Here is a 17,881-nt window from a genome sequence, read left to right on the forward strand (position 1 = left end):
GACGGCCCTCCGGACCGGCGGGCAGGGGGCTGGACGGGCAGGGGAGGGCCCGGAAAGGAGAGTGGTCATGGCGGTGCAGCTCGACGCGCGGGCGCCCGTGGCGCCACCGCCGCGCGGCGGCCGTCCGACCCGGACGACACTGTTCGCCCGGCTGGACACGAAGTATTCGCCCTACCTGTACATCGCCCCGTTCTTCCTGCTGTTCGCGGTCTTCGGGGCCTGGCCGCTGGCGTACACCTTCTGGGTGTCGCTGCACGACTGGGACCTGCTCGGCAGCAATCCCACCTTCATCGGCGCGGAGAACTACACCCGACTGCTCGCCGACTCCGACTTCTGGCACTCGGTGGTCAACACCCTGGGCATCTTCGTCATCAGCACCGTCCCGCAACTGCTCGCCGCCCTCTGGCTGGCGAACCTGCTCAACCGGCAGCTGCGGTTCCGCACCGGCTGGCGGATGGCGGTGCTGGTGCCGAACGTCACCTCCACCGCCGCCGTGGCGATCGTCTTCGGCGTCCTGTTCGGCCGCGAGTTCGGCATGGTCAACTGGATGCTCGACGTCGTCGGCATCGACGCCATCCAGTGGAAGTCCAACCGGTTCGCCTCCTGGGTGGCGATCTCCACGATGGTGGACTGGCGGTGGACCGGCTACAACGCCCTGATCTTCCTGGCCGCCATGCAGGCCATCCCCCGCGACCTCTACGAGTCGTCGGCCATCGACGGCGCGGGCCGCGCCCGGCAGTTCTGGTCGATCACCGTGCCGCTGCTCAAGCCCACGATCATCTTCTGCGTCATCATCTCCACCATCGGCGGGCTCCAACTGTTCACCGAGCCCCGGCTGTTCCACTCCGGCACCAACGCCATCCGCGGCGGGCCGCTGCGGGAGTCCCAGACCATGACCATGTACATGTTCGAGAACGCCTTCGCGCCGTACTACAACTTCGGCTACGGCTCGGCCGTGGCGTGGATGCTGTTCGCCCTGATCGCCATCGTCGCCGCGATCAACGTGCTGATCATCCGCCGGCTCGGTAACGGTGCCCGGCCGGACGTGGCCGGACGAAAGGAAGGCTCCCGATGAGCCGGCTGTGGCGGGCGAGCCCGCTGACCTACGGCGCGCTGGTCGTCGCCGGATTCCTGTCGATCTTCCCGATCTACTGGATGTTCGTGGTGGCCAGCCGCAGCAGCGACGCCATGGGCCAGATGCCCCCGCCGGTCACTCCCGGCGGCAACCTCGGCGCGAACATCGCCCGGCTGTTCTCCAACACCGACGCGTACTTCCTCACCGGCCTGATCAACTCGGCGATCGTGGCGACCACCGTCACCGTCTCCGTGGTGTTCTTCTCCACCCTGGCCGGGTTCGCCTTCGCCAAGCTGCGCTTCCGGGGGCGCAACGCCCTGCTGATGGTGATCATCGCGACGATGATGGTGCCCACCCAGCTCGGCGTGATCCCCCTGTACCTGCTGATGACCAGGTTCAACTGGAACGACCGGCTGCCCGCGGTGATCGTGCCGGCGCTGGTCACCGGCTTCGGCGTGTTCATGATGCGCCAGTACGCCGGGCAGGCGGTCAGCAACGAACTGATCGAGGCGGCCCGGATGGACGGCTGCGGCACCGCCCGCGTCTACTGGAACGTGGTGCTGCCCGCCCTGCGTCCCGCCGCCGCCGTACTCGGTCTGCTGACCTTCATGACCACCTGGAACGACTTCCTGTGGCCGTACGCGGTACTCAACGACCCCGAGAACCCGACGGTGCAACTATCGTTGCGGGCACTGTCGGACGGGTACTACCAGGACATGTCGCAGGTGTTCACGGGGACGGCCATCGCCACCCTCCCCCTGCTGCTCGTGTTCGTCGTGTTCGGCCGTCAGATCATCGGCGGGATCATGGAAGGTGCGGTCAAGGCGTGAGCAGTCTGCGATTTCCTGAGAACTTCGTCTGGGGCGCCGCCACGGCGGCCTACCAGATCGAGGGCGCGGCCCGTGACGACGGTCGCGGCCCGTCCATCTGGGACACCTTCAGCCGTACGCCGGGGAAGGTCTTCCAGGGGCACACCGGCGACGTCGCCTGCGACCACTACCACCGGTACGCCGACGACGTGGCGCTGATGGCGGAGCTGGGGTTGAAGGCGTACCGCTTCTCGGTGGCCTGGCCCCGCATCCAGCCGGACGGCACCGGCCCGGTCAACCCGCGCGGCCTGGACTTCTACGACCGGCTGACCGACGCGCTGCTGGAACGCGGCATCGACCCGATCGTCACCCTCTACCACTGGGACCTGCCGCAGTCGCTGGAGGACCGGGGCGGCTGGACGGCCCGGGACACGGCCGAACACTTCGCCACGTACGCCACCGCCGTGTACGCCCGCCTCGGCGACCGGATCGGCACCTGGACGACGCTCAACGAGCCCTGGTGCTCGGCGTACCTGGGTTACGGCAACGGGGTGCACGCCCCCGGCGTGCGCGACGGGGGCGCGGCCTTCGCCGCCGTGCACCACCTGCTGCTGGGTCACGGCCTGGCCACCCAGGCGCTGCGGGCGGCCGGCGCGGGCACCATCGGGATCACCCTCAACCCGGCCGACATGCAGCCCGCCGATCCGGCCAGCGCGGCCGACGCCGCGGCGGCCCGCCTGGTCGACGGCCTGCACAACCGGATCTTCCTCGATCCGCTGCTGGCGGGCGGGTATCCGGAGGACGTGCGGGACCATGTGGCCCGCATCGTCGAGCCGACGTTCGTCCGGGACGGCGACGAGAAGATCATCGCCGCGCCGATCGACCTGCTCGGGATCAACTACTACTCCCCGACGTACGTGGCCGGCAGGCCGGACGGCGCGGGCGGCGGCGCGTACCCGGGCACCGAGGGCGCGGTGGAGTTCCTGCCACCGGTCGGTCCGCTGACCGACATGGGCTGGATGATCGAACCGGCGGGCCTGACCCGGCTGCTGGAGCGCATCGCCGCCGACTACCCGGGCGTACCGTTGATGATCACCGAGAACGGGGCGGCGTTCCCGGACAAGGCCGGTGCGGACGCGACCGGTCCCCTGGCCGACCACGACCGGATCGCCTACCTCGACGGTCACCTGCGCGCGGCGCACGATGCCATCTCCCGGGGCGTGGATCTGCGCGGCTATCTCGTATGGTCATTGCTGGACAACTTCGAGTGGGCCGAGGGTTACCGTCGACGGTTCGGCATCATCCACGTCGACTACCTGACCCAGCGACGCACACCGAAGTCGAGTGCCCGCTGGTACCAGGAGGTGATCTCCCGGAACGGGCTGTGACCGAGGTGGTGGTAGCGGGGATGACGGGGGCGCAACGGCCGACCCTGGAGGCGGTGGCGCGGCTGGCCGGAGTGTCCCGCGCCACCGTCTCCCGCGTGGTCAACGGTTCGACCACGGTGGCGGAGCCGATCCAGGAGGCGGTCCGCCGGGCGGTGGCCGAGCTGGGGTACGTGCCGAATCTGGCCGCCCGCACCCTGGTCACCCAGCGCACCGACTCGATCGCCCTGGTCATGCCCGAGGAGGCCACCCGCGTCTTCTCCGACGACCAGGTCTTCCCCGGCATCATCCGGGGTGCCGCGCAGGAGTTGGAGGCGGCCGACAAGCAGTTGGTGCTCATGCTCGCCGGTTCGCCGGCCGGGCACGAGCGGGTGGAGCGGTACACCAGCGGGCGGCACGTCGACGGGGTGCTCTTCGCCTCGCTGCACGGCGCCGACCCGCTGCCCGGCCGGCTGGCCCGGCTCGGCATCCCGGTGGTGTGCAGCGGCCGGCCCCTCGACGGCGCCGACGTCCCGTACGTCGACGTCGACCACATCGGCGGGGTGACCCGGGCGGTGCGCCACCTGATCGAGCAGGGACGGCGGCGCATCGCCACCATCGCCGGTCCACAGGACATGGTCGCCGGCATCGAACGGCTGGCCGGCTACCGGGACACGGTGGCCGCCGCCGGGCTGCCCGAGCTGGTGGTCACCGGCGACTTCACCCGCGAGTCGGGAGGCGCGGCGATGCGCCGGTTGCTCGCCGTCCACCCCGACGTCGACGCGGTCTTCGCCGCCTCCGACCTGATGGCGCATGCCGCCCTGCGGACCCTGCGCGAGTCGGGACGACGGGTGCCGGACGACGTGGCGGTGATCGGATTCGACGACATCGAGACCGCCGCGTACACGGAGCCGCCACTGACCACCGTCCGGCAACCGATACAGGAGCTGGGCCGGGAGATGACCCGGATGCTGCTGCGGATGGCGGCCGGCGAGCGGGTCGACCCGTTGCTCCTGCCCACCGAGCTGATCATCCGTCAGTCCGCCTGAGCGCACCCCGGCCCGCGCCGGGCCTCGCACACGGCGGCGCTCCCCACCCGAGGCACGGGCGATAATCGGTCGAGCGGGCGGGGCAGCGACGCTACGGTCGGGCCGTGACCGACGCCGTCAGCCTGCTGCACGTACCCGCGCTCACCGACACCGCCCCGTACGCCTACCTCGCCGCCGTGGCCCCGTCCGCCCGACTGGTGTTCACCGCCGGGGCCTGCCCGCTGGACGCCGAGGGCCGCACGGTCGCGCCGGGCGACCACGCCGCCCAGGCCCGGCAGGTGATGGCGAACCTGGAGGCCGCCCTCGCCGCCGCCGGGGCCAGCCTCACCGACGTCGTCAAGACCACCGTGTACGTGGCGTCGGCGCACCGCCCCGACCTGCTGACCGTCTGGCAGGTGGTCCGGGACGCGTTCGGCGACCACGACCCACCGAGCACCCTGCTGGGTGTGGCCGTGCTCGGCTACCCCGAGCAGCTCGTCGAGGTCGAGGCCGTCGCCGCCGTCCCGACGGTCGGTTGAGGGCGGGCCGAGCCGCTCAGCCCGCGTCGTACACCTGGCGGGCCGTGGCGTGGGTGTCGGCACCGAACAGCACCAGCCGCGCCTCGGTGACGGTCGCCGGGGCCGCCGCCCGCAGCACCGTCAGCGCCTGCCGGACCGCGTCGTCGACCGGCCAGCCGTAGATCCCGGCCGAGATCAGCGGGAACGCCACCGTGGCCGCGCCCAGTCCGTCGGCGACGGCGAGGCTGTTGGCGTAGCAGGCGCGCAGCAGCGCCGACCGGTCCTCGGTCGCCGACCAGACCGGCCCGACGGTGTGCACCACCCAGCGGGCCGGCAGGTCCCCGGCGGTGGTGGCCACGGCCTGCCCGGTGGGCAGGCCCCGCCCGTACCGGGAGGCGCGCAGCGCCCGGCACTCCGCCAGGATGGCCGGGCCTCCCCGGCGGTGGATGGCGCCGTCCACGCCGCCGCCACCGAGCAGCGACGAGTTCGCGGCGTTGACGACGACGTCGACCGCCTGCGCGGTGATGTCCCCCTCGACCAGGGTGATCTGCATGTCAGCGCTCCTCGGTGGGCTCGCCGAGGCTACGGCGGGCCAGCAGGGTGGCCCCGGCGACGGCGGCCGGCATGAGCAGCACCGCGCCGAGGGGGATCAGGAAGCAGACGAACACCGCCATGCCGAAGCCGAGCGTGGTGGGGCGGTCGGCCTTCAGGGCCGCCCGGCGTTCGGGCAGGTGCCGACCCCGGCGGCTGAACGGTGCGCCGACCAGCTCCACGGCGAGCAGCCAACCGCCCACCGCCGCCCCGAGCACCGGCACCACCGTCTGCCCGACCACGGGGACGAACCCGGCGGCGAGCAGCGGGACGCCGAACAGGATCGACAGTCCGACCAACCGCAGCGAGTCTCCCGCGCTGCGGCGCAGAGACGCCCAGAAGGGCACCTCGACCTCGGCGGCGGGGCCGCCGTACCGCCGCTCGACCCGCTCGGAGATCTTCTCGTAGAACGGGTCGCCGACGACCAGGGTGACCGCCGTGAAGGTGACCACCGCGAGCAGGCCGCCGATGCCGAGGAAGGCCAGGCCCGCGACGACCCGCGCGAGCGACCGCCAGCCCTCCGACCAGTTGTCGGCGAAGGGGGTGACCAGGGCGGCCAGGTCGTCGACGACGTAGACCAGGGTGGCGTACGCGGCGACGAACAACGCGCCGGTGATCAGCGCCGGCACCACGCCGAGCAGCATCAGGCCGGGGCTGCGGACGTAGAGGCCGATGCCGCGCAGCAGCAGGCCGGTTCCACCGAGGAAACGGCGGGCGGCACTCGTCGTGGAGGCGGGGATCCTGGCGGCGGTCACGAGCCGTGAGCCTAGTGGCCGGGCGGCGGCCGGGCAGGATGGAGTCGTGCGCGCCGCCCGCCTGATCTCCCTCGTGCTGCTGCTCCAGGCACGGGACACGATGACCGCCACCGAACTGGCTCGCGAGCTGGAGGTCTCCGAACGCACCGTCTACCGGGACGTGCTGGCGCTCTCCGCCGCGGGAGTGCCGGTCTACGCCGACCGGGGCCGCTCGGGCGGCTACCGGCTGCTCGGCGGGTACCGCACCCGGCTGACCGGGCTGACCCGTGGCGAGGCGGAGGCGTTGTTCCTGGCCGGGTTGCCCGGCCCGGCGGGCGACATGGGGCTCGCCGAGGCGGTGGCGGCGGCCCAGTTGAAGGTGCTCGCCGCACTCCCGCCCAGCCTGCGCGACGCGCCGGCCCGCGCCGGGCAACGGTTCCACCTCGACGTGCCGGGCTGGTTCCGGGCCACCGACCCGCCGCGCTGGCTGGCGGAACTGGCGGGCGCGGTGTGGGGAGACCGGGTGGTCGGGCTGCGGTACCGGCGCGGCGACCGCGAGGTGGACCGGACGGTGCTGCCGTACGGCCTGGTGCTCGCCGGTGGCATCTGGTATCTGGTCGGACGCGTCGGGGACGACCTGCGCACCTACCGGGTGGACCGGGTCACCGGGGTGGCGGCCGGCGGGGAGACCTTCGACCGGGAACCCGGCTTCGACCTGGCCGGACACTGGCGGGAACAGGCCGACGGGTTCCTGCGGGCCATGCTCCGGGCGGAGGTGACCCTGCGGCTGAGCCCCGCCGGCCTGCACCGGCTCCGACACACCGCCGACGCGCCGTTCGCGTACGCCGAGGCGGTCGCCGCCGCCAGCGAACCCGACGGGCAGGGCTGGGTGGTGACCCGGCTGCCCGTCGAGTCCGTCGAGGTGGCGTACACCCAGTTGCTGGCGCTGGGGCCGGAGGTGGAGGTGCTCGACCCGCCGGAGCTGCGCGGACGCCTGGCGGAGGCGGCAGCGCGGGCCGTGGCGCTCTACGCCGGCCCGGCGGTCACCGGTAGCCGGTGACGTCGGCGGGCCGACCGGCGTCGACCACCTCGGCGAGGTAGCGGAAGGCGTCGGGGCGGCTGCCGTCGACGTCGGTGAAGCCGTACACCCCGGCCAGTTCGCCCGCCGAGACGGACCCCTGGTTCCAGCGGGCCCGGTCGGCGTCGGCGGCGAGCGCGACGACCGCGCGTCCGACGAACGCCGGGGTCTCCGAGATGAGGAAGTGCGGGTCCCTGGCCGCGCCGTCGCGCCAGTTCTCCTCGGTGACCCCGTAGTGCTCCAACATGGCCTCCGACCGGATCCACCCGGGGGTGAGGGCGACGGCGGTGCCGCCGTGCGCCGCCAACTCGTGCCCCCAGCTGAACGCGAGCCGGTTCACCGACGCCTTCGCCAGGTCGTAGAAGACCGACAACCGGTAGGTGGTGTCGTTGTACGCCCGCGTCCCGTCGCCGATCTCGACCACCAGGCCGCCCGGGCGGCGGATCAGCAGCGGAAACGCGAAGTGGCTGGTGATGATGTGGGTGTCGACGGCCAGCCGCAGCACGCGGAAGCCGTCGTCCAGCGACTGTTCCCAGACGGGCTTCTCCCAGGAGATCAGCGGGTCGGCCCCCCAGATGTCGTTGACCAGCACGTCGAGGCGGCCCTGTTCGGCGTCGATCCGGTCGACCAGGGCGCGTACCTCGTCGGGCACCAGGTGGTCGACGCGGACGGCGATGCCGGTCCCCCCGGCGGCGGTGACCAGCTCGGCGGTCTCCTCGATGGTCTCCGGCCGGTCCATCTCGGAGCGGCCGGCGCGGCTGCTGCGCCCGGTGGCGTACACGGTGGCACCGGCGGCACCCAACTGGACGGCGATCTGCCGGCCTGCGCCCCGGGTCGCCCCGGCGACCAGCGCCACCCGTCCTGTCAGCGGTTTCGTCATGGCACCCACCGTGTCAGGGATACCTGACAGCCGAAGTCCGGTTTCGCGAAGCCGGACGGTGGGTCATGCTCACCGGCATGCACCTGCTGCTCTCCGGCGTGGTCGGCTCGGTCGCGTACGGGCTGGCCGGCCCGGGCTCCGACGTCGACCGGATCGGTGTGTTCGCCGCGCCCACGGTCGCCTTCCACGGGCTGCACCCGCCGAAGGAGTCCGTGGTGAGCACCGACCCGGACGTCACCCAGCACGAGGCGCGCAAGTGGTGCCGGCTGGCGTTGGGCGGCAACCCGACCGCCTCCGAGCTGGCCTGGTTGCCGGACGAATGCTACGAGACGCGCACCGGGTTCGGGGACCGGCTGATCGCCATCCGGTCGGCGTTCCTCAGCGCCCCCCGCGTCCGCGCCGCCTATCTGGGGTACGCCGGGCAGCAGTTCCGCAAGCTGGAGTCCCGGGGCGACGGCACCTTCTCCTCGGACGTGCGGCGGCGGACCGCGAAGCACGCCCGGCACCTGGCCCGGCTGGTGCACCAGGGACGGCTGCTGTACGCCACCGGCGTCCTGGAGATCCGGCTGGCCGACCCGCACTGGTTCCGGGAGTTCGGCGACCGGGTGGCTGACGGGGACCTGGCCACGGCGCGGGCACTGCTCGTCGGGGCCGAGCGGGACTTCGACCGGATCCGCACCCCGCTGCCCGACCGGCCCGACGAGGCTCCGGTGGAGCGGTGGCTGCGTGACGTACGCGCCGCCCACCTGCCCCCGGAGCGGGGCGCACGCTGAGCTGGGCGCCCGCTGAGCTGGTGCGGACAGCTCAGGCGTCGAGGAAGGTGGAGATCCGTTCACGCAGGTCGGCGCGGTCCGTCCAGAGCACACCCGGACGGTCGTAGACGTGCAGTGTGGCCCGGGGCAGCGCGGCGGCGAGCCGCTCGGCGACGTCGACCGGGTGCAGGTCGTCGCCCGCGCAGCCGATCACCAGGGCGGGCGCGGTAACCGCCGCCAACGCATCCGCGTCACGCAGCGGGGCCTGCTCGGGCAGGCTCGCCAGGCCCGCCGCGAGTCCGTCGCGCAGCAGCTGGTCGATCCGCTGCCGCAGGTACGCCCAGCCGGCGGGAGTGTTGCGTACGGCCGGCGGCAGTTCGGCCGAGACCACCTCGGCCACGGCGGAGGCGTCCCCGCCCTCCACCGCCTCCACCAGGGCGGCCAGCCGGCTCCGGGCGACCTCGCCCCGGGGACGGTCGAGCGCGGCGGGCAGGAAGAACACGAGCCGTTCGAACCGTGCGGGGCTCTCCACGAGCAGCCGGCACAGGGCACCCGCACCGAGGCTCGCGCCGAAGGCCCGGGTGGCACCGCACAGGTCGGCCATGGCGCGCAGGTCGCGGGCGAGGTCGAGATAGGTCCACGGGCCCGGCGGAGTGTCGGACCGCCCGTGCCCCCGGAACTGGAAGAACACCTTGCGCCCGGAGACGCCGCTGCCGAACGGGCGGGTGGTGGCTATGCCGTTGCCGAGCCCGTGCGCGAACACGGTGACCTGGTCACCGGTGCCGGTGACCAGCCGTTCCAGGCGTACGCCGTGCGGGGTGGCGACCAGTTCGGTCTCCGGCTCGGGCAGCGCGGGCCGCCCGGTGCGGGGGCCGCCGGGGCCCGGGCCCCAGGTGCGGGGCCCGCCGTCGGGCGGTGGCGGCCAGCGGAAACCTCTCACCAGAACCCTTTGCCGTCGCTGATGTCCTTGAGGCCGACCCGGACGTCGAGCAGGTAGATCAGCCCGGCCGCGATGCCGATCAGGCCGAAGATGCTCAGCGACGTGCGGGTGACCAGGGTCAGCAGCAGGGTGACCGCCAGGATGGCGATCCAGCCACCCTTGGGCAGCGTGCCGATGGCGGGGAATGCGTCGGACCGCTGCGTGATGGCGTGTACCAGGGCGACGGCCTGCACGATCAACGCGAACACGAGCAGGAGCAGCTCGATCACGTAGCGGACTTCGAAGGCAAAGAGCGGCGCGGCGTAGGCCATGCGGGCAAGCTTATGCCGGTGACCCCGGATCCGTCCCTCGGGACGCCTCCGGGGTCACCGGCACAGTGGTCACTCGGCGGTCGGGCGGGTCCGCTTCGTGGCGCGCGGCAGCTTCGCCGAGGGGGTGGCGGCCGGCTTGGCTGCCGGCTTCGTGGCGGCCTTGGTGCGGGTGGCCTTCTTCGCGGCGGCCGGCTTGGCCTCCACGACCTCGGCCACGTCGGCCGGGGTCGGCACGTCGGCAGGCGTCGCGCCGGCAGCCTCGACCGGCTTCGTCGCGGCGGGCTTCGTCGCGGCCGGCTCGGTGGCGGCCGGCTCGCTGGCCGTCGTCGGGGCCGTCGGGGCCTCGGTGGCCTCGGTGGCCTCGATGTCGGCGTTCACCGTGTCGGCGGCCTCCAGCACGCCGGCACCGACGACCCGCTCACCCCGGGCGACCAGGGCCCCGTACGCCGCCAGCGCCCGCTCCTGCGCGGCGTGCGCGCCGGCGACGACCACGGCGGCGTTGCGGGTGGCCAGCTCCCGGAGCTTGTCCAGGTCGGCGGCCTCGCGCAGCTTGGCGACGTCGGCGGCCTCGCGCAGCCGGTTCAGGTCGGCGGCCTCGCGCAGCTTGGCGAGGTCGGCGGCCGGGGCGGCCTTCTCGCGCAGGGTGTCGGCGGTCAGGTTGGCCGTGCGCAGCGTCTCGTTGGCCTTCTGGCGCAGCTCGAGGCCGGTGACGACGGCCTTGCCGCCCAGGTCGGTGACGACCCGGGTGCCGTCGGCGAGCACCCGGGTGCGCAGCTCACTGACCACGGTGGGCAGCTTGCGCAGGTGCTCCAGGGCCAGTTCACCGGCGCCGGCGGCGGCGTAGAGGGGGGCGGGGATGCGGTTGGTCTTCGGCTGGTTCATGACTTCTCCTCTTCGGCTGCGGCGGCGGTCTTCCGGACGACCGTGCGGATCGCCTTCTTGGCGGACGGGCGGGGCGGCGCGGGCGCGGGACCCGCCTCGGTCACGGCGACCGATTCGAGGACGGCCTCGGTCGGGGTGCCCTGCGGGGTGGTGGGGCCGGTGGCGGCCAGGTTGGCCAGGTCCGGCGCGGCCCCGCTGGCGTCCGGCGCGGCCCCGGCGGCGGGCGCGGTGTCGCCGACGGCCGGTGCGGTGTCCCCGCCCGCCTGCGGCGCGGTGCCACCGGCCGCCCCCGGCGTGGTGCCGCTGGCGACGGTCGCCTCGGCGAGGCGCGTGTTCTCCCGCCGGAACGTCTCGTAGATCTGGGTGAGCGACTGCTTCTGGGCCATCGTCAGGTCCGGGTCGACCGCGATGGCCGCGAGCACCCCCTGGCCCTCCTTGTCGTCGAGCAGGCCGGCGCGCAGGTACATCGCCGGGGTGGAGACCCGCAGCGCCGTGGCGAGCTGCTGGAGCACCTCGGCGCTCGGCTTGCGCAGGCCGCGCTCGATCTGGCTCAGGTAGGGGTTGCTGACCCCGGCCTGCTCGGCGAGCTGCCGCAGCGAGATCTTGGCGTTGCGCCGCAGGTCACGAATGAACCCGCCGACGTCGGGTAGGTCCTTGGAAGTGGCCATGACCCCACGCTAACCCGCACTGCTAGCTGCTGCAAGCAAAGCGCTAGCCAGAGTTAGCAAGGTCTCATCGAGCCGGTTGCGCAGCTCTCCCGCCCGGCCGTACCGTCCCTGCCGTGACCATGATCGAGATGAACGGGGCACTGCTCGCGTACGACGACACCGGCGACGGCAGCCCCGTGGTCCTGCTGCACGCCGGGATCGCCGACCGCAGGATGTGGCGCCACCAGATCGACGCGCTGGCCACCCGGCACCGGGTGATCGCGCTGGATCTGCGCGGCTACGGGGAGTCCGAGCTGCCAGCCGTTCCGTTCGCCCACCACGACGACGTGGCCGGCCTGCTCGACGCGCTCGGCATCGACCGGGCAGCCCTCGTGGGCTGCTCGTTCGGCGGCGCCGTGGCCGTCGACACCGCCCTGGCCCACCCGGGCCGGGTCAGCGCGCTCGCCCTGCTCGGTGCGGCCGTCTCCGGCAACGAGTGGTCCGAGGAGGCGAACGGCCTCTGGGAGACCCTGGTCGGCGAGGTGGACCCGGAGGACTTCGCGGCCACCGCGGCCGGCGAGGTGCGGTTCTGGGTGATCGGCCCGAGGCGGCGGCCCGAGGACGTCGACCCCGACCTAGTGGCCTTCGCCACCGAGATGGACCAGCGCGCCCTCGCCGCCGAACTGGCCCTCAGCGCGGTGGACGTCGCGGAACTCGAACCGCCGGCGATCGGGCGGCTCGGCGAGCTGCGGGTGCCGGTCCTGGTCACGGCCGGCGCGGCGGACGTGCCGGACATCGTCCGGTTGGCCGACCGGATCGCCGCCGAGGTCCCCGGCGCGGTCCGCCTGCCCGACGTCCCCGACGCGGCCCACCTGCTCCCCCTGGAACGGCCCGCCCCCGTCAACGCGGCACTGCTGGACTTCCTCCCCTGAGCCCGGCCGGGCACCCACAGCACCGGCACGAGGCGGGGCGGTCACCAGAGGGAGCGGACCACCCCCACCGGGAGGCCGCCGCCGAACACGGGAACCTCGGCGAACTCCGCCAGCACCGGCGCGTCGACGCCGAGCCGGCGCAGCGCCGAGGCCAGGACCGGCATGCGGGCCCGGCCGGCACCGTCGTCGATCTTGAGCGCGACCGCGCCCACCCCCGGCAGCGCCGCGGCGAACACGCCCTCCGCGCCCACCTTCCCCAGCAGCCCGGGTACGCCCCGCATGAGCCGGGTGTCGTCGGCCTGGGTGCCGCCGACGAGTTCGGGGTGGGCGCGCATGGCGTCGGCGACCGCACGCGGCACGCTGCCCGGTTCCGCCGACACCAGTCGCAGGAACGCGCCGGCCAGGCCGGTCAGTGACACGGCGAACACCGGCGCACCGCACCCGTCCACGCCGACCGCCGCCGCACACTCGCCCGTGAGGTCCTCCACCGCGGCCCGAAGCGCCACCTGCAACGGGTGCTCCGGTCGCCAGTAGCCGTCCACCGGCCATCCGGCCGCCCGGCAGGTCGCCAGCATGCCGCTGTGTTTGCCGGAGCAGTTCATCTGGAGCCGGGTGGGGCCGCCGCCGGCCCGCAACGCGGCCTCCCGCGCCTGTTCGCCGACAGGCAGCTCCGGCGGGCAGTGCAGGGCCGAGGCGTCCAGCCCGGCACCGGCCAGCAGCGCGGCGACCCGGGCCAGGTGGAACTCCTCCCCGGCATGGCTGGCCGAGACCAGCGCCAGGTCGGCCGGATCGGTCAGCGGCAGACCGGCGCGGATCATCCCGACCGTCTGCATCGGCTTGTTCGCCGAGCGCGGGAAGACCGGCGACCGGACGTCACCGGAGGCCCCCACGGTTGCGCCGGTGGCGTCCAGCACCACCACCGAACCCCGGTGTGTGCCCTCCACGAACCCGGACCGGACCACCTCGGCGAGCTGCGCGCCACCCTCGTACGTCATTCCCACGTGGTGGACGGTACTCAGCGGGTCGACGGCGTCGGCCGCGGGGTGACCTGGGGACGGGTTGCCCGTGGTAAAGGGGCGTGGGGTGGCGCTGTCCTTACAGACCGAGCAGCCGTCGGGCCTCGACGGTGGTCAGCGGCGGGCGCTGGGCGAGCTGCGCGAACCCGACCGCACGGGCGACGAGTTGCATGTTCGACTCCACCGGCCGGCCCTTCGCGTACGTGACCGTGTCCTCCATGCCGACCCGCAGATGCCCGCCGGTCGACAGCGCCGCCAGCATGACCGGGATGGTGCTGCGGCCGACGCCGGTCGCCGAGAAGGTGGTGCCCTCAGGCAGGTCACGCAGCATCTGGTGGGCGGCCACCAGGGTCTGCGTGGTGCCCGGCATGCCGCCCGGCACCCCCATCACGAAGTCGACGTGCACGTGCCCGCCGTGCGGCAGGCCGTACTTGTCGAGCAGGCGCTGGAGCGAGGCGAGATGACCGAGGTCGAAGATCTCGTACTCGGGCACCACGCCCCGTTCCTGCATCCGGGTGTGCAGGTCGACGACGAACTCCCAGCGGTTGAGGAAGACGTCGTCACCGAAGTTGACCGTGCCCATGGTGCAGGAGGCCATGTCGGGGGCGGCGTCGAGCACGGCGAGCCGGTCGGCCTCCGGGTCGGTCACCGCGCCGCCGGAGGAGAGCTGCACGACCAGGTCCGTGGCGTCGCGCAGCGCGGCCACGGTCTCCCGGAGGCGACCCGGGTCGAGGGTGGGCCGCGCCTCGTCGTCGCGGACGTGGACGTGGATCACGGCGGCACCGAGCGCCTCGCACTCCTTGGCGGTCGACACCAGTTCGTCGAGGGTCACCGGCAGCGCCGGCACCTCCGCCTTCGCCGACTCCGCACCGGTGGGGGCAACCGTGATCAACGTCCCTGTCGTCATGCCCCGGATCCTAACCTTCGGCCGGCAACACGATCTCCTGCCGAACGGGCATGATTCCGTGAAACGTCAGGCCGAACTGGCCGATCACCGCTGGATCGACGGTTCCGGGTCGATCGCGGCGGCACTCTCGCCGACCAGCAACCGGGCGTCGGCGGCGACGTTGCGCTTGACCACCGCGAGGGCGACCTGACCCAGCTCGTGGTGGTGCACCGCCGTGCCGACGAAGCCGACCGCCCGACCGTCGAGGGTCACCGGCGTGCCGGCCTCCGGCAGTTGGTCGGTCGTCACCCCGTCCAGGTGCAGCAGGACCAGCCGGCGTGGCGGCCGACCCATGTTGTGCACCCGGGCGACCGTCTCCTGCCCCCGGTAACAGCCCTTGTCCAGATGCACGGCGGGGGCCACCAGGTCGACCTCGGCCGGGATCGTGCGGTGGTCGGTGTCCACCCCGACCCGGGCCCGCCGGGCGGCCACCCGCACCGCCTCGTACGCCCAGAGCCCGGCGACGGGGACGTCGCCGCCGCGCAGCCGCCCGACCACCTCGTCCAGCGCGGGCCGGGGCACCAGCAGGTCCACGCCGAGCGGACCGCGCCGCGCCCAACCGCCCGTGGGCAGCGGCGCGACGGCGTACCGCACGGTCGGCCGGGGCGGCACCTCGCCGGCACGGAACTTCGGGCCCGGCACCGCGACCACGTCCGGTGCGGCCAGCCCGGTCACGCCCAGCGTGGCCGCCGCGTCGACGGCCTGCGGCCCGACCAACGACAGCAGCGCGTGCGCGGGCGTCACGTCACGCGGTTCGACCTTGCTGAAGAACCGCATCTTCTCCAGGTACGACAGCAGGCCGGCGGTGGCCCCGGGCTCGGTGTCCAGCCAGGTGGTGGACCCGTCCTCGGCCACCATGGCGTGCTGCTCGACGTGCCCGTGCGGGGAGAGCACCAGCAGCTCGGTGCCCTGACCCGGTGCGAGCTGGGTCAGGTGCTGCGTGGTCAGGGTGTGCAACCAGCCGATCCGTTCCTCGCCCGGCACCGCGATCACGCCCCGGTGCGAGCGGTCCACCAGCCCCACGGCCGTGTCGAGCAGGCGCTGCTCGCGCATCGGGTCGCCGTAGTGGGCGGCGACGCCCCGCACGCCCGCCGCCACGTGCTCCTGATCGGGCTGGTCACGGCTGGCCCTGTCGATGCTCTCGACGGCCACCGCACCCGCAATGTCGATCATGTCTGGTCCCCGTTCTCGCAGCGGTCGCAGACGCCGAAGAGGGAGACGTGGCCGATGTCCACCCGGAACCCCCGCTCGCGCGCCAACTGGTCGGTCAGCGGGCGCAGCAGGTCGGGGTCGATCTCGTCGACCCCGCCGCACTCCCGGCACACCAGATGGACGTGCTGGTCCTCGCCGGCCGCGTGGTAGGTCGGCGAGCCGTGCGAGAGGTGGGTGTGGGTCACCAGGCCGAGCCGTTCCAGCAGCTCCAGCGTGCGGTAGATGGTGGTGATGTTGACTCCCGCGGCCACCTCCCGGACGGCGGTGTGCACCTGCTCGGGTGTCGCGTGGCCCAGGTCCAGCACCGCCTGGAGGATCAGCTGCCGCTGCGCCGTCAGCCGCAGCCCACGGGAGCGGAGCAGTTCCGCAAGGGAGGATTCGGACACCCTCCGATCATAGTTCGGCCCGGCGCGACGCTCCGGCCACCGGCCTGCCGACCCCGCACGCCCCCGCCGCGTCGGCCCACCGCGCCGGCCCACCGCGCCGGCCCACCGCGCCGGCCCACCGCGTCGACCCCCACCGGGCCCGGCTGCGGAAACGTGGCTGATCACGACGTTGCAGCCCGACACTCTGGGCCTGACCCGCGCCGCGGATGATGAACGCCGCTGGGGCGCCCCTGGGAGGCGTTCCCCGCATGACAGGGGCGGTGTGCGTAGGCTCGGCGGTCATGGTGGCGTCGCGGATGGCCGTGCTCGGCCGGGGTGTCGTGCCCGCCGGGGAGCCGGTGCTGCGCGGCGACGACCTGGGCGTGCTGCGCGGCGACGGGCTGTTCGAGACCATCCACCTGCGCGACGGACGGCCCTGGCTGCTCGACGCGCACCTGGCCCGGCTGCGCGCCGGCGCGGCGGCCGTGGAGCTGACGCTGCCCCCCACCGACGCCCTCGCCGCCCTGCTCCACGACATCGCCGCGGGCTGGCCCCCGGCGGTGGAGGGGGCCCTGCGGCTGGTCTGCACGCGAGGGCCGGAGGGCGGGGGCCCGCCCACCGTCTACGCCACCCTCGGTGAGGTGCCGGCGGCCTCCGTACGGGCCCGCCGGGACGGGGTACGGGTGGCCACCCTGCCGCTCGGCGTACCCGCCGCGGCGCGCCCCGGCCTGGACTGGCTGCCCGCCGGCGTCAAGTCCACCTCCTACGGGGCGAGCACCGCCGCCCGCCGGTGGGCCGTCCGGGCGGGCGTCGACGACGTGCTGTGGGTCTCCACCGACGGCTACGTGCTGGAGGGACCCAGCGCCAACGTGGTCTGGCTGGCCGGCTCGACACTGTGCACGGTGCCTGCCACGACCACCGGCATCCTGCCCGGGGTGACGGTGCGCTGGCTGCTCGACACCGCGGGCGAGGTGGGCCTCGCCGCCGCCGAACGCATGGTCACGCCGGCCGGACTGGCCCGCGCCGACGGGGTGTGGCTCACCTCGTCCGTCCGGGGCGCGGTCGAGGTGACCGCCCTGGACGGGACGGCCCGGCCCGGCTCGGCGCACACCGCCGCCGTCCAGCGGCTGCTGGGGTTCCCCGTTCCCTGACCGACCGGGGTTCGGCCGGTCAGTCGCGACGCGGGTCGGACCGACCGAGCCGGTCAGCCGGCGACGCGGGTCAGCCGGGCGGACAGGTGCGGGCTCAGGCCGTGGCCCACCGCCGCCATCTCCTGCGCGTAGAGCAGCGCGCCCTCGACGATGCCGAACAGCCGCGCGCCGGCGGTGACCTGCTTGGCGGTCGCGGTGCGGACCACGGCGTCGGTGGCGAACTCGATCTGGGTGCCCGTGCGCTTGCCGATGTGCAGCTCCATCACCCCGGTGGGCACGCTCATCAGGGCCTCCAGTTCGTCGGTGACCCGGTCGCCGTCCAGCACCGGACGCCACCAGCCGACCTCGCGGCCGGCGGGCCGCACCGGGCGGCTCTGCTCGTCGAGAATCCAGGCGCGCGACTCGTAGAACAGGAAGGGTCGGCCGTCGTGGCTGATCCGGATCTCCTGGGCGAAGTCGAAGTCCTCGATGCTGGGGAAGCCGCCGCGTCCGCGCCCCCGCCACACCCCCACGTACGGCAGCAGACCGTCGAGGCTGCGGTGCAGCTTGGGCCCGACGCGCAGGTCGTGGCTCTCCTCGTACGGGTACTCCTCGACCGGCGGTGCGTGGAGCCAGGGCGGCGGCTGTAGCGGGTTGTCGTCGCTCACCGG

21 protein-coding genes are annotated in these 17,881 nt (G+C 73.7%); 9 read left to right on the top strand and 12 right to left on the bottom strand.

The genetic code is table 11. The features are described 5' to 3' along the window. Positions 1-67: 67 nt before the first annotated feature. The 5 genes from GA0070616_RS09855 to GA0070616_RS09875 all read left to right on the top strand — a co-directional run bounded on the left by GA0070616_RS09855 (position 68) and on the right by GA0070616_RS09875 (position 4,815). Positions 68-1,075, top strand: a complete 1,008-nt coding sequence (locus GA0070616_RS09855; RefSeq protein WP_091079768.1) for a carbohydrate ABC transporter permease — start codon at positions 68-70, stop codon at positions 1,073-1,075. Then, positions 1,072-1,905 (top strand): carbohydrate ABC transporter permease, encoded by an 834-nt coding sequence (locus GA0070616_RS09860; protein ID WP_091079770.1) that lies wholly within the window; start codon positions 1,072-1,074, stop codon positions 1,903-1,905. Before GA0070616_RS09855 ends, GA0070616_RS09860 begins: the two co-directional genes overlap by 4 nt. After that, positions 1,902-3,272 (top strand): GH1 family beta-glucosidase, encoded by a 1,371-nt coding sequence (locus GA0070616_RS09865; RefSeq protein WP_091079773.1) that lies wholly within the window; start codon positions 1,902-1,904, stop codon positions 3,270-3,272. Before GA0070616_RS09860 ends, GA0070616_RS09865 begins: the two co-directional genes overlap by 4 nt. 20 nt (positions 3,273-3,292) lie before the next feature. Continuing rightward, positions 3,293-4,297: a LacI family DNA-binding transcriptional regulator gene (locus GA0070616_RS09870; protein ID WP_091090376.1), complete on the top strand. Its 1,005-nt coding sequence runs from the start codon at positions 3,293-3,295 to the stop codon at positions 4,295-4,297. A gap of 104 nt (positions 4,298-4,401) precedes the next feature. Then, complete coding sequence (locus GA0070616_RS09875) at positions 4,402-4,815, top strand: RidA family protein (RefSeq protein WP_091079778.1); 414 nt, start codon at positions 4,402-4,404, stop codon at positions 4,813-4,815. 16 nt (positions 4,816-4,831) lie between these two features. Here the strand turns inward: GA0070616_RS09875 and GA0070616_RS09880 are convergent, their stop codons facing one another. Together GA0070616_RS09880 and GA0070616_RS09885 are read right to left on the bottom strand one after the other, a co-directional pair. Continuing rightward, entirely contained in the window at positions 4,832-5,347 is a 516-nt protein-coding gene (locus GA0070616_RS09880; protein ID WP_091079781.1) for an O-acetyl-ADP-ribose deacetylase, read from the bottom strand. Position 5,348: 1 nt separating this feature from the next. Then, positions 5,349-6,140, bottom strand: coding sequence for an EI24 domain-containing protein (locus GA0070616_RS09885; RefSeq protein ID WP_091079785.1), 792 nt, complete (start codon positions 6,138-6,140; stop codon positions 5,349-5,351). A 46-nt stretch (positions 6,141-6,186) separates the two neighbouring features. On the opposite strand from GA0070616_RS09885, the gene GA0070616_RS09890 reads away from it, so the two are divergent. Further along, positions 6,187-7,179 carry a helix-turn-helix transcriptional regulator gene (locus tag GA0070616_RS09890; protein WP_091079789.1) on the top strand — a complete coding sequence of 331 codons (993 nt, stop codon included), beginning with the start codon at positions 6,187-6,189 and terminating at the stop codon, positions 7,177-7,179. On the opposite strand, the gene GA0070616_RS09895 is transcribed toward GA0070616_RS09890, so the two are convergent. Next, positions 7,163-8,077, bottom strand: a complete 915-nt coding sequence (locus GA0070616_RS09895) for an SDR family oxidoreductase (protein ID WP_091079792.1) — start codon at positions 8,075-8,077, stop codon at positions 7,163-7,165. The genes GA0070616_RS09890 and GA0070616_RS09895 overlap by 17 nt on opposite strands. A gap of 77 nt (positions 8,078-8,154) precedes the next feature. Here GA0070616_RS09895 and GA0070616_RS09900 point away from each other — a divergent pair, with 77 nt between their 5' ends. Then, positions 8,155-8,850, top strand: coding sequence for a nucleotidyltransferase domain-containing protein (locus GA0070616_RS09900; RefSeq protein ID WP_091090380.1), 696 nt, complete (start codon positions 8,155-8,157; stop codon positions 8,848-8,850). Positions 8,851-8,881: 31 nt separating this feature from the next. On the opposite strand, the gene GA0070616_RS09905 is transcribed toward GA0070616_RS09900, so the two are convergent. The 4 genes from GA0070616_RS09905 to GA0070616_RS09920 form a co-directional block, all read right to left on the bottom strand. Then, positions 8,882-9,769: an alpha/beta fold hydrolase gene (locus GA0070616_RS09905; protein WP_091079797.1), complete on the bottom strand. Its 888-nt coding sequence runs from the start codon at positions 9,767-9,769 to the stop codon at positions 8,882-8,884. Further along, positions 9,766-10,080, bottom strand: a complete 315-nt coding sequence (locus GA0070616_RS09910; RefSeq protein ID WP_091079800.1) for a DUF2516 family protein — start codon at positions 10,078-10,080, stop codon at positions 9,766-9,768. The genes GA0070616_RS09905 and GA0070616_RS09910 overlap by 4 nt, the downstream gene beginning before the upstream one ends. Before the next feature lie 69 nt (positions 10,081-10,149). Then, positions 10,150-10,962, bottom strand: a complete 813-nt coding sequence (locus tag GA0070616_RS09915; protein ID WP_091079804.1) for a hypothetical protein — start codon at positions 10,960-10,962, stop codon at positions 10,150-10,152. Beyond that, entirely contained in the window at positions 10,959-11,630 is a 672-nt protein-coding gene (locus tag GA0070616_RS09920; protein ID WP_091079807.1) for a helix-turn-helix domain-containing protein, read from the bottom strand. The genes GA0070616_RS09915 and GA0070616_RS09920 overlap by 4 nt, the downstream gene beginning before the upstream one ends. A 119-nt stretch (positions 11,631-11,749) precedes the next feature. On the opposite strand from GA0070616_RS09920, the gene GA0070616_RS09925 reads away from it, so the two are divergent. Next, positions 11,750-12,541 carry an alpha/beta fold hydrolase gene (locus GA0070616_RS09925; RefSeq protein WP_091090383.1) on the top strand — a complete coding sequence of 264 codons (792 nt, stop codon included), beginning with the start codon at positions 11,750-11,752 and terminating at the stop codon, positions 12,539-12,541. Positions 12,542-12,582: 41 nt separating this feature from the next. Here the strand turns inward: GA0070616_RS09925 and GA0070616_RS09930 are convergent, their stop codons facing one another. The 4 genes from GA0070616_RS09930 to GA0070616_RS09945 form a co-directional block, all read right to left on the bottom strand. Next, positions 12,583-13,536 carry an asparaginase gene (locus tag GA0070616_RS09930; RefSeq protein ID WP_091079810.1) on the bottom strand — a complete coding sequence of 318 codons (954 nt, stop codon included), beginning with the start codon at positions 13,534-13,536 and terminating at the stop codon, positions 12,583-12,585. A 100-nt stretch (positions 13,537-13,636) separates the two neighbouring features. Beyond that, positions 13,637-14,464: a beta-keto acid cleavage family enzyme gene (locus GA0070616_RS09935; RefSeq protein WP_091079813.1), complete on the bottom strand. Its 828-nt coding sequence runs from the start codon at positions 14,462-14,464 to the stop codon at positions 13,637-13,639. An 84-nt stretch (positions 14,465-14,548) separates the two neighbouring features. Next, the gene (ygfZ, locus tag GA0070616_RS09940; protein ID WP_091079817.1) at positions 14,549-15,676 is read right to left on the bottom strand and encodes a CAF17-like 4Fe-4S cluster assembly/insertion protein YgfZ; all 1,128 of its coding nucleotides are present in this window, start codon (positions 15,674-15,676) and stop codon (positions 14,549-14,551) included. Further along, positions 15,673-16,101, bottom strand: a complete 429-nt coding sequence (locus GA0070616_RS09945; protein ID WP_091079820.1) for a Fur family transcriptional regulator — start codon at positions 16,099-16,101, stop codon at positions 15,673-15,675. Before GA0070616_RS09945 ends, ygfZ begins: the two co-directional genes overlap by 4 nt. A 281-nt stretch (positions 16,102-16,382) precedes the next feature. On the opposite strand from GA0070616_RS09945, the gene GA0070616_RS09950 reads away from it, so the two are divergent. Then, the gene (locus tag GA0070616_RS09950; RefSeq protein WP_091079824.1) at positions 16,383-17,231 is read left to right on the top strand and encodes an aminotransferase class IV; all 849 of its coding nucleotides are present in this window, start codon (positions 16,383-16,385) and stop codon (positions 17,229-17,231) included. A 53-nt stretch (positions 17,232-17,284) separates the two neighbouring features. Here the strand turns inward: GA0070616_RS09950 and GA0070616_RS09955 are convergent, their stop codons facing one another. Continuing rightward, complete coding sequence (locus tag GA0070616_RS09955; protein ID WP_091090387.1) at positions 17,285-17,878, bottom strand: heme-binding beta-barrel domain-containing protein; 594 nt, start codon at positions 17,876-17,878, stop codon at positions 17,285-17,287. Positions 17,879-17,881: the final 3 nt, after the last annotated feature.

This window comes from Micromonospora nigra, assembly GCF_900091585.1.
Taxonomy (GTDB): Bacteria; Actinomycetota; Actinomycetes; order Mycobacteriales; family Micromonosporaceae; genus Micromonospora; species Micromonospora nigra.

What these genes read in the sequence shown, in the direction of transcription:
- GA0070616_RS09930 (WP_091079810.1), bottom strand. Translation starts at nt 13,536, where the DNA reads ATGACGTACGAGGGTGGCGCGCAGCTCGCCGAGGTGGTCCGGTCCGGG.
- GA0070616_RS09900 (WP_091090380.1), top strand. Translation starts at nt 8,155, where the DNA reads ATGCACCTGCTGCTCTCCGGCGTGGTCGGCTCGGTCGCGTACGGGCTG.
- GA0070616_RS09860 (WP_091079770.1), top strand. Translation starts at nt 1,072, where the DNA reads ATGAGCCGGCTGTGGCGGGCGAGCCCGCTGACCTACGGCGCGCTGGTC.
- GA0070616_RS09870 (WP_091090376.1), top strand. Translation starts at nt 3,293, where the DNA reads ATGACGGGGGCGCAACGGCCGACCCTGGAGGCGGTGGCGCGGCTGGCC.
- GA0070616_RS09855 (WP_091079768.1), top strand. Translation starts at nt 68, where the DNA reads ATGGCGGTGCAGCTCGACGCGCGGGCGCCCGTGGCGCCACCGCCGCGC.
- ygfZ (WP_091079817.1), bottom strand. Translation starts at nt 15,676, where the DNA reads ATGATCGACATTGCGGGTGCGGTGGCCGTCGAGAGCATCGACAGGGCC.
- GA0070616_RS09920 (WP_091079807.1), bottom strand. Translation starts at nt 11,630, where the DNA reads ATGGCCACTTCCAAGGACCTACCCGACGTCGGCGGGTTCATTCGTGAC.
- GA0070616_RS09925 (WP_091090383.1), top strand. Translation starts at nt 11,750, where the DNA reads ATGATCGAGATGAACGGGGCACTGCTCGCGTACGACGACACCGGCGAC.
- GA0070616_RS09950 (WP_091079824.1), top strand. Translation starts at nt 16,383, where the DNA reads ATGGTGGCGTCGCGGATGGCCGTGCTCGGCCGGGGTGTCGTGCCCGCC.
- GA0070616_RS09935 (WP_091079813.1), bottom strand. Translation starts at nt 14,464, where the DNA reads ATGACGACAGGGACGTTGATCACGGTTGCCCCCACCGGTGCGGAGTCG.
- GA0070616_RS09910 (WP_091079800.1), bottom strand. Translation starts at nt 10,080, where the DNA reads ATGGCCTACGCCGCGCCGCTCTTTGCCTTCGAAGTCCGCTACGTGATC.
- GA0070616_RS09895 (WP_091079792.1), bottom strand. Translation starts at nt 8,077, where the DNA reads ATGACGAAACCGCTGACAGGACGGGTGGCGCTGGTCGCCGGGGCGACC.
- GA0070616_RS09880 (WP_091079781.1), bottom strand. Translation starts at nt 5,347, where the DNA reads ATGCAGATCACCCTGGTCGAGGGGGACATCACCGCGCAGGCGGTCGAC.
- GA0070616_RS09915 (WP_091079804.1), bottom strand. Translation starts at nt 10,962, where the DNA reads ATGAACCAGCCGAAGACCAACCGCATCCCCGCCCCCCTCTACGCCGCC.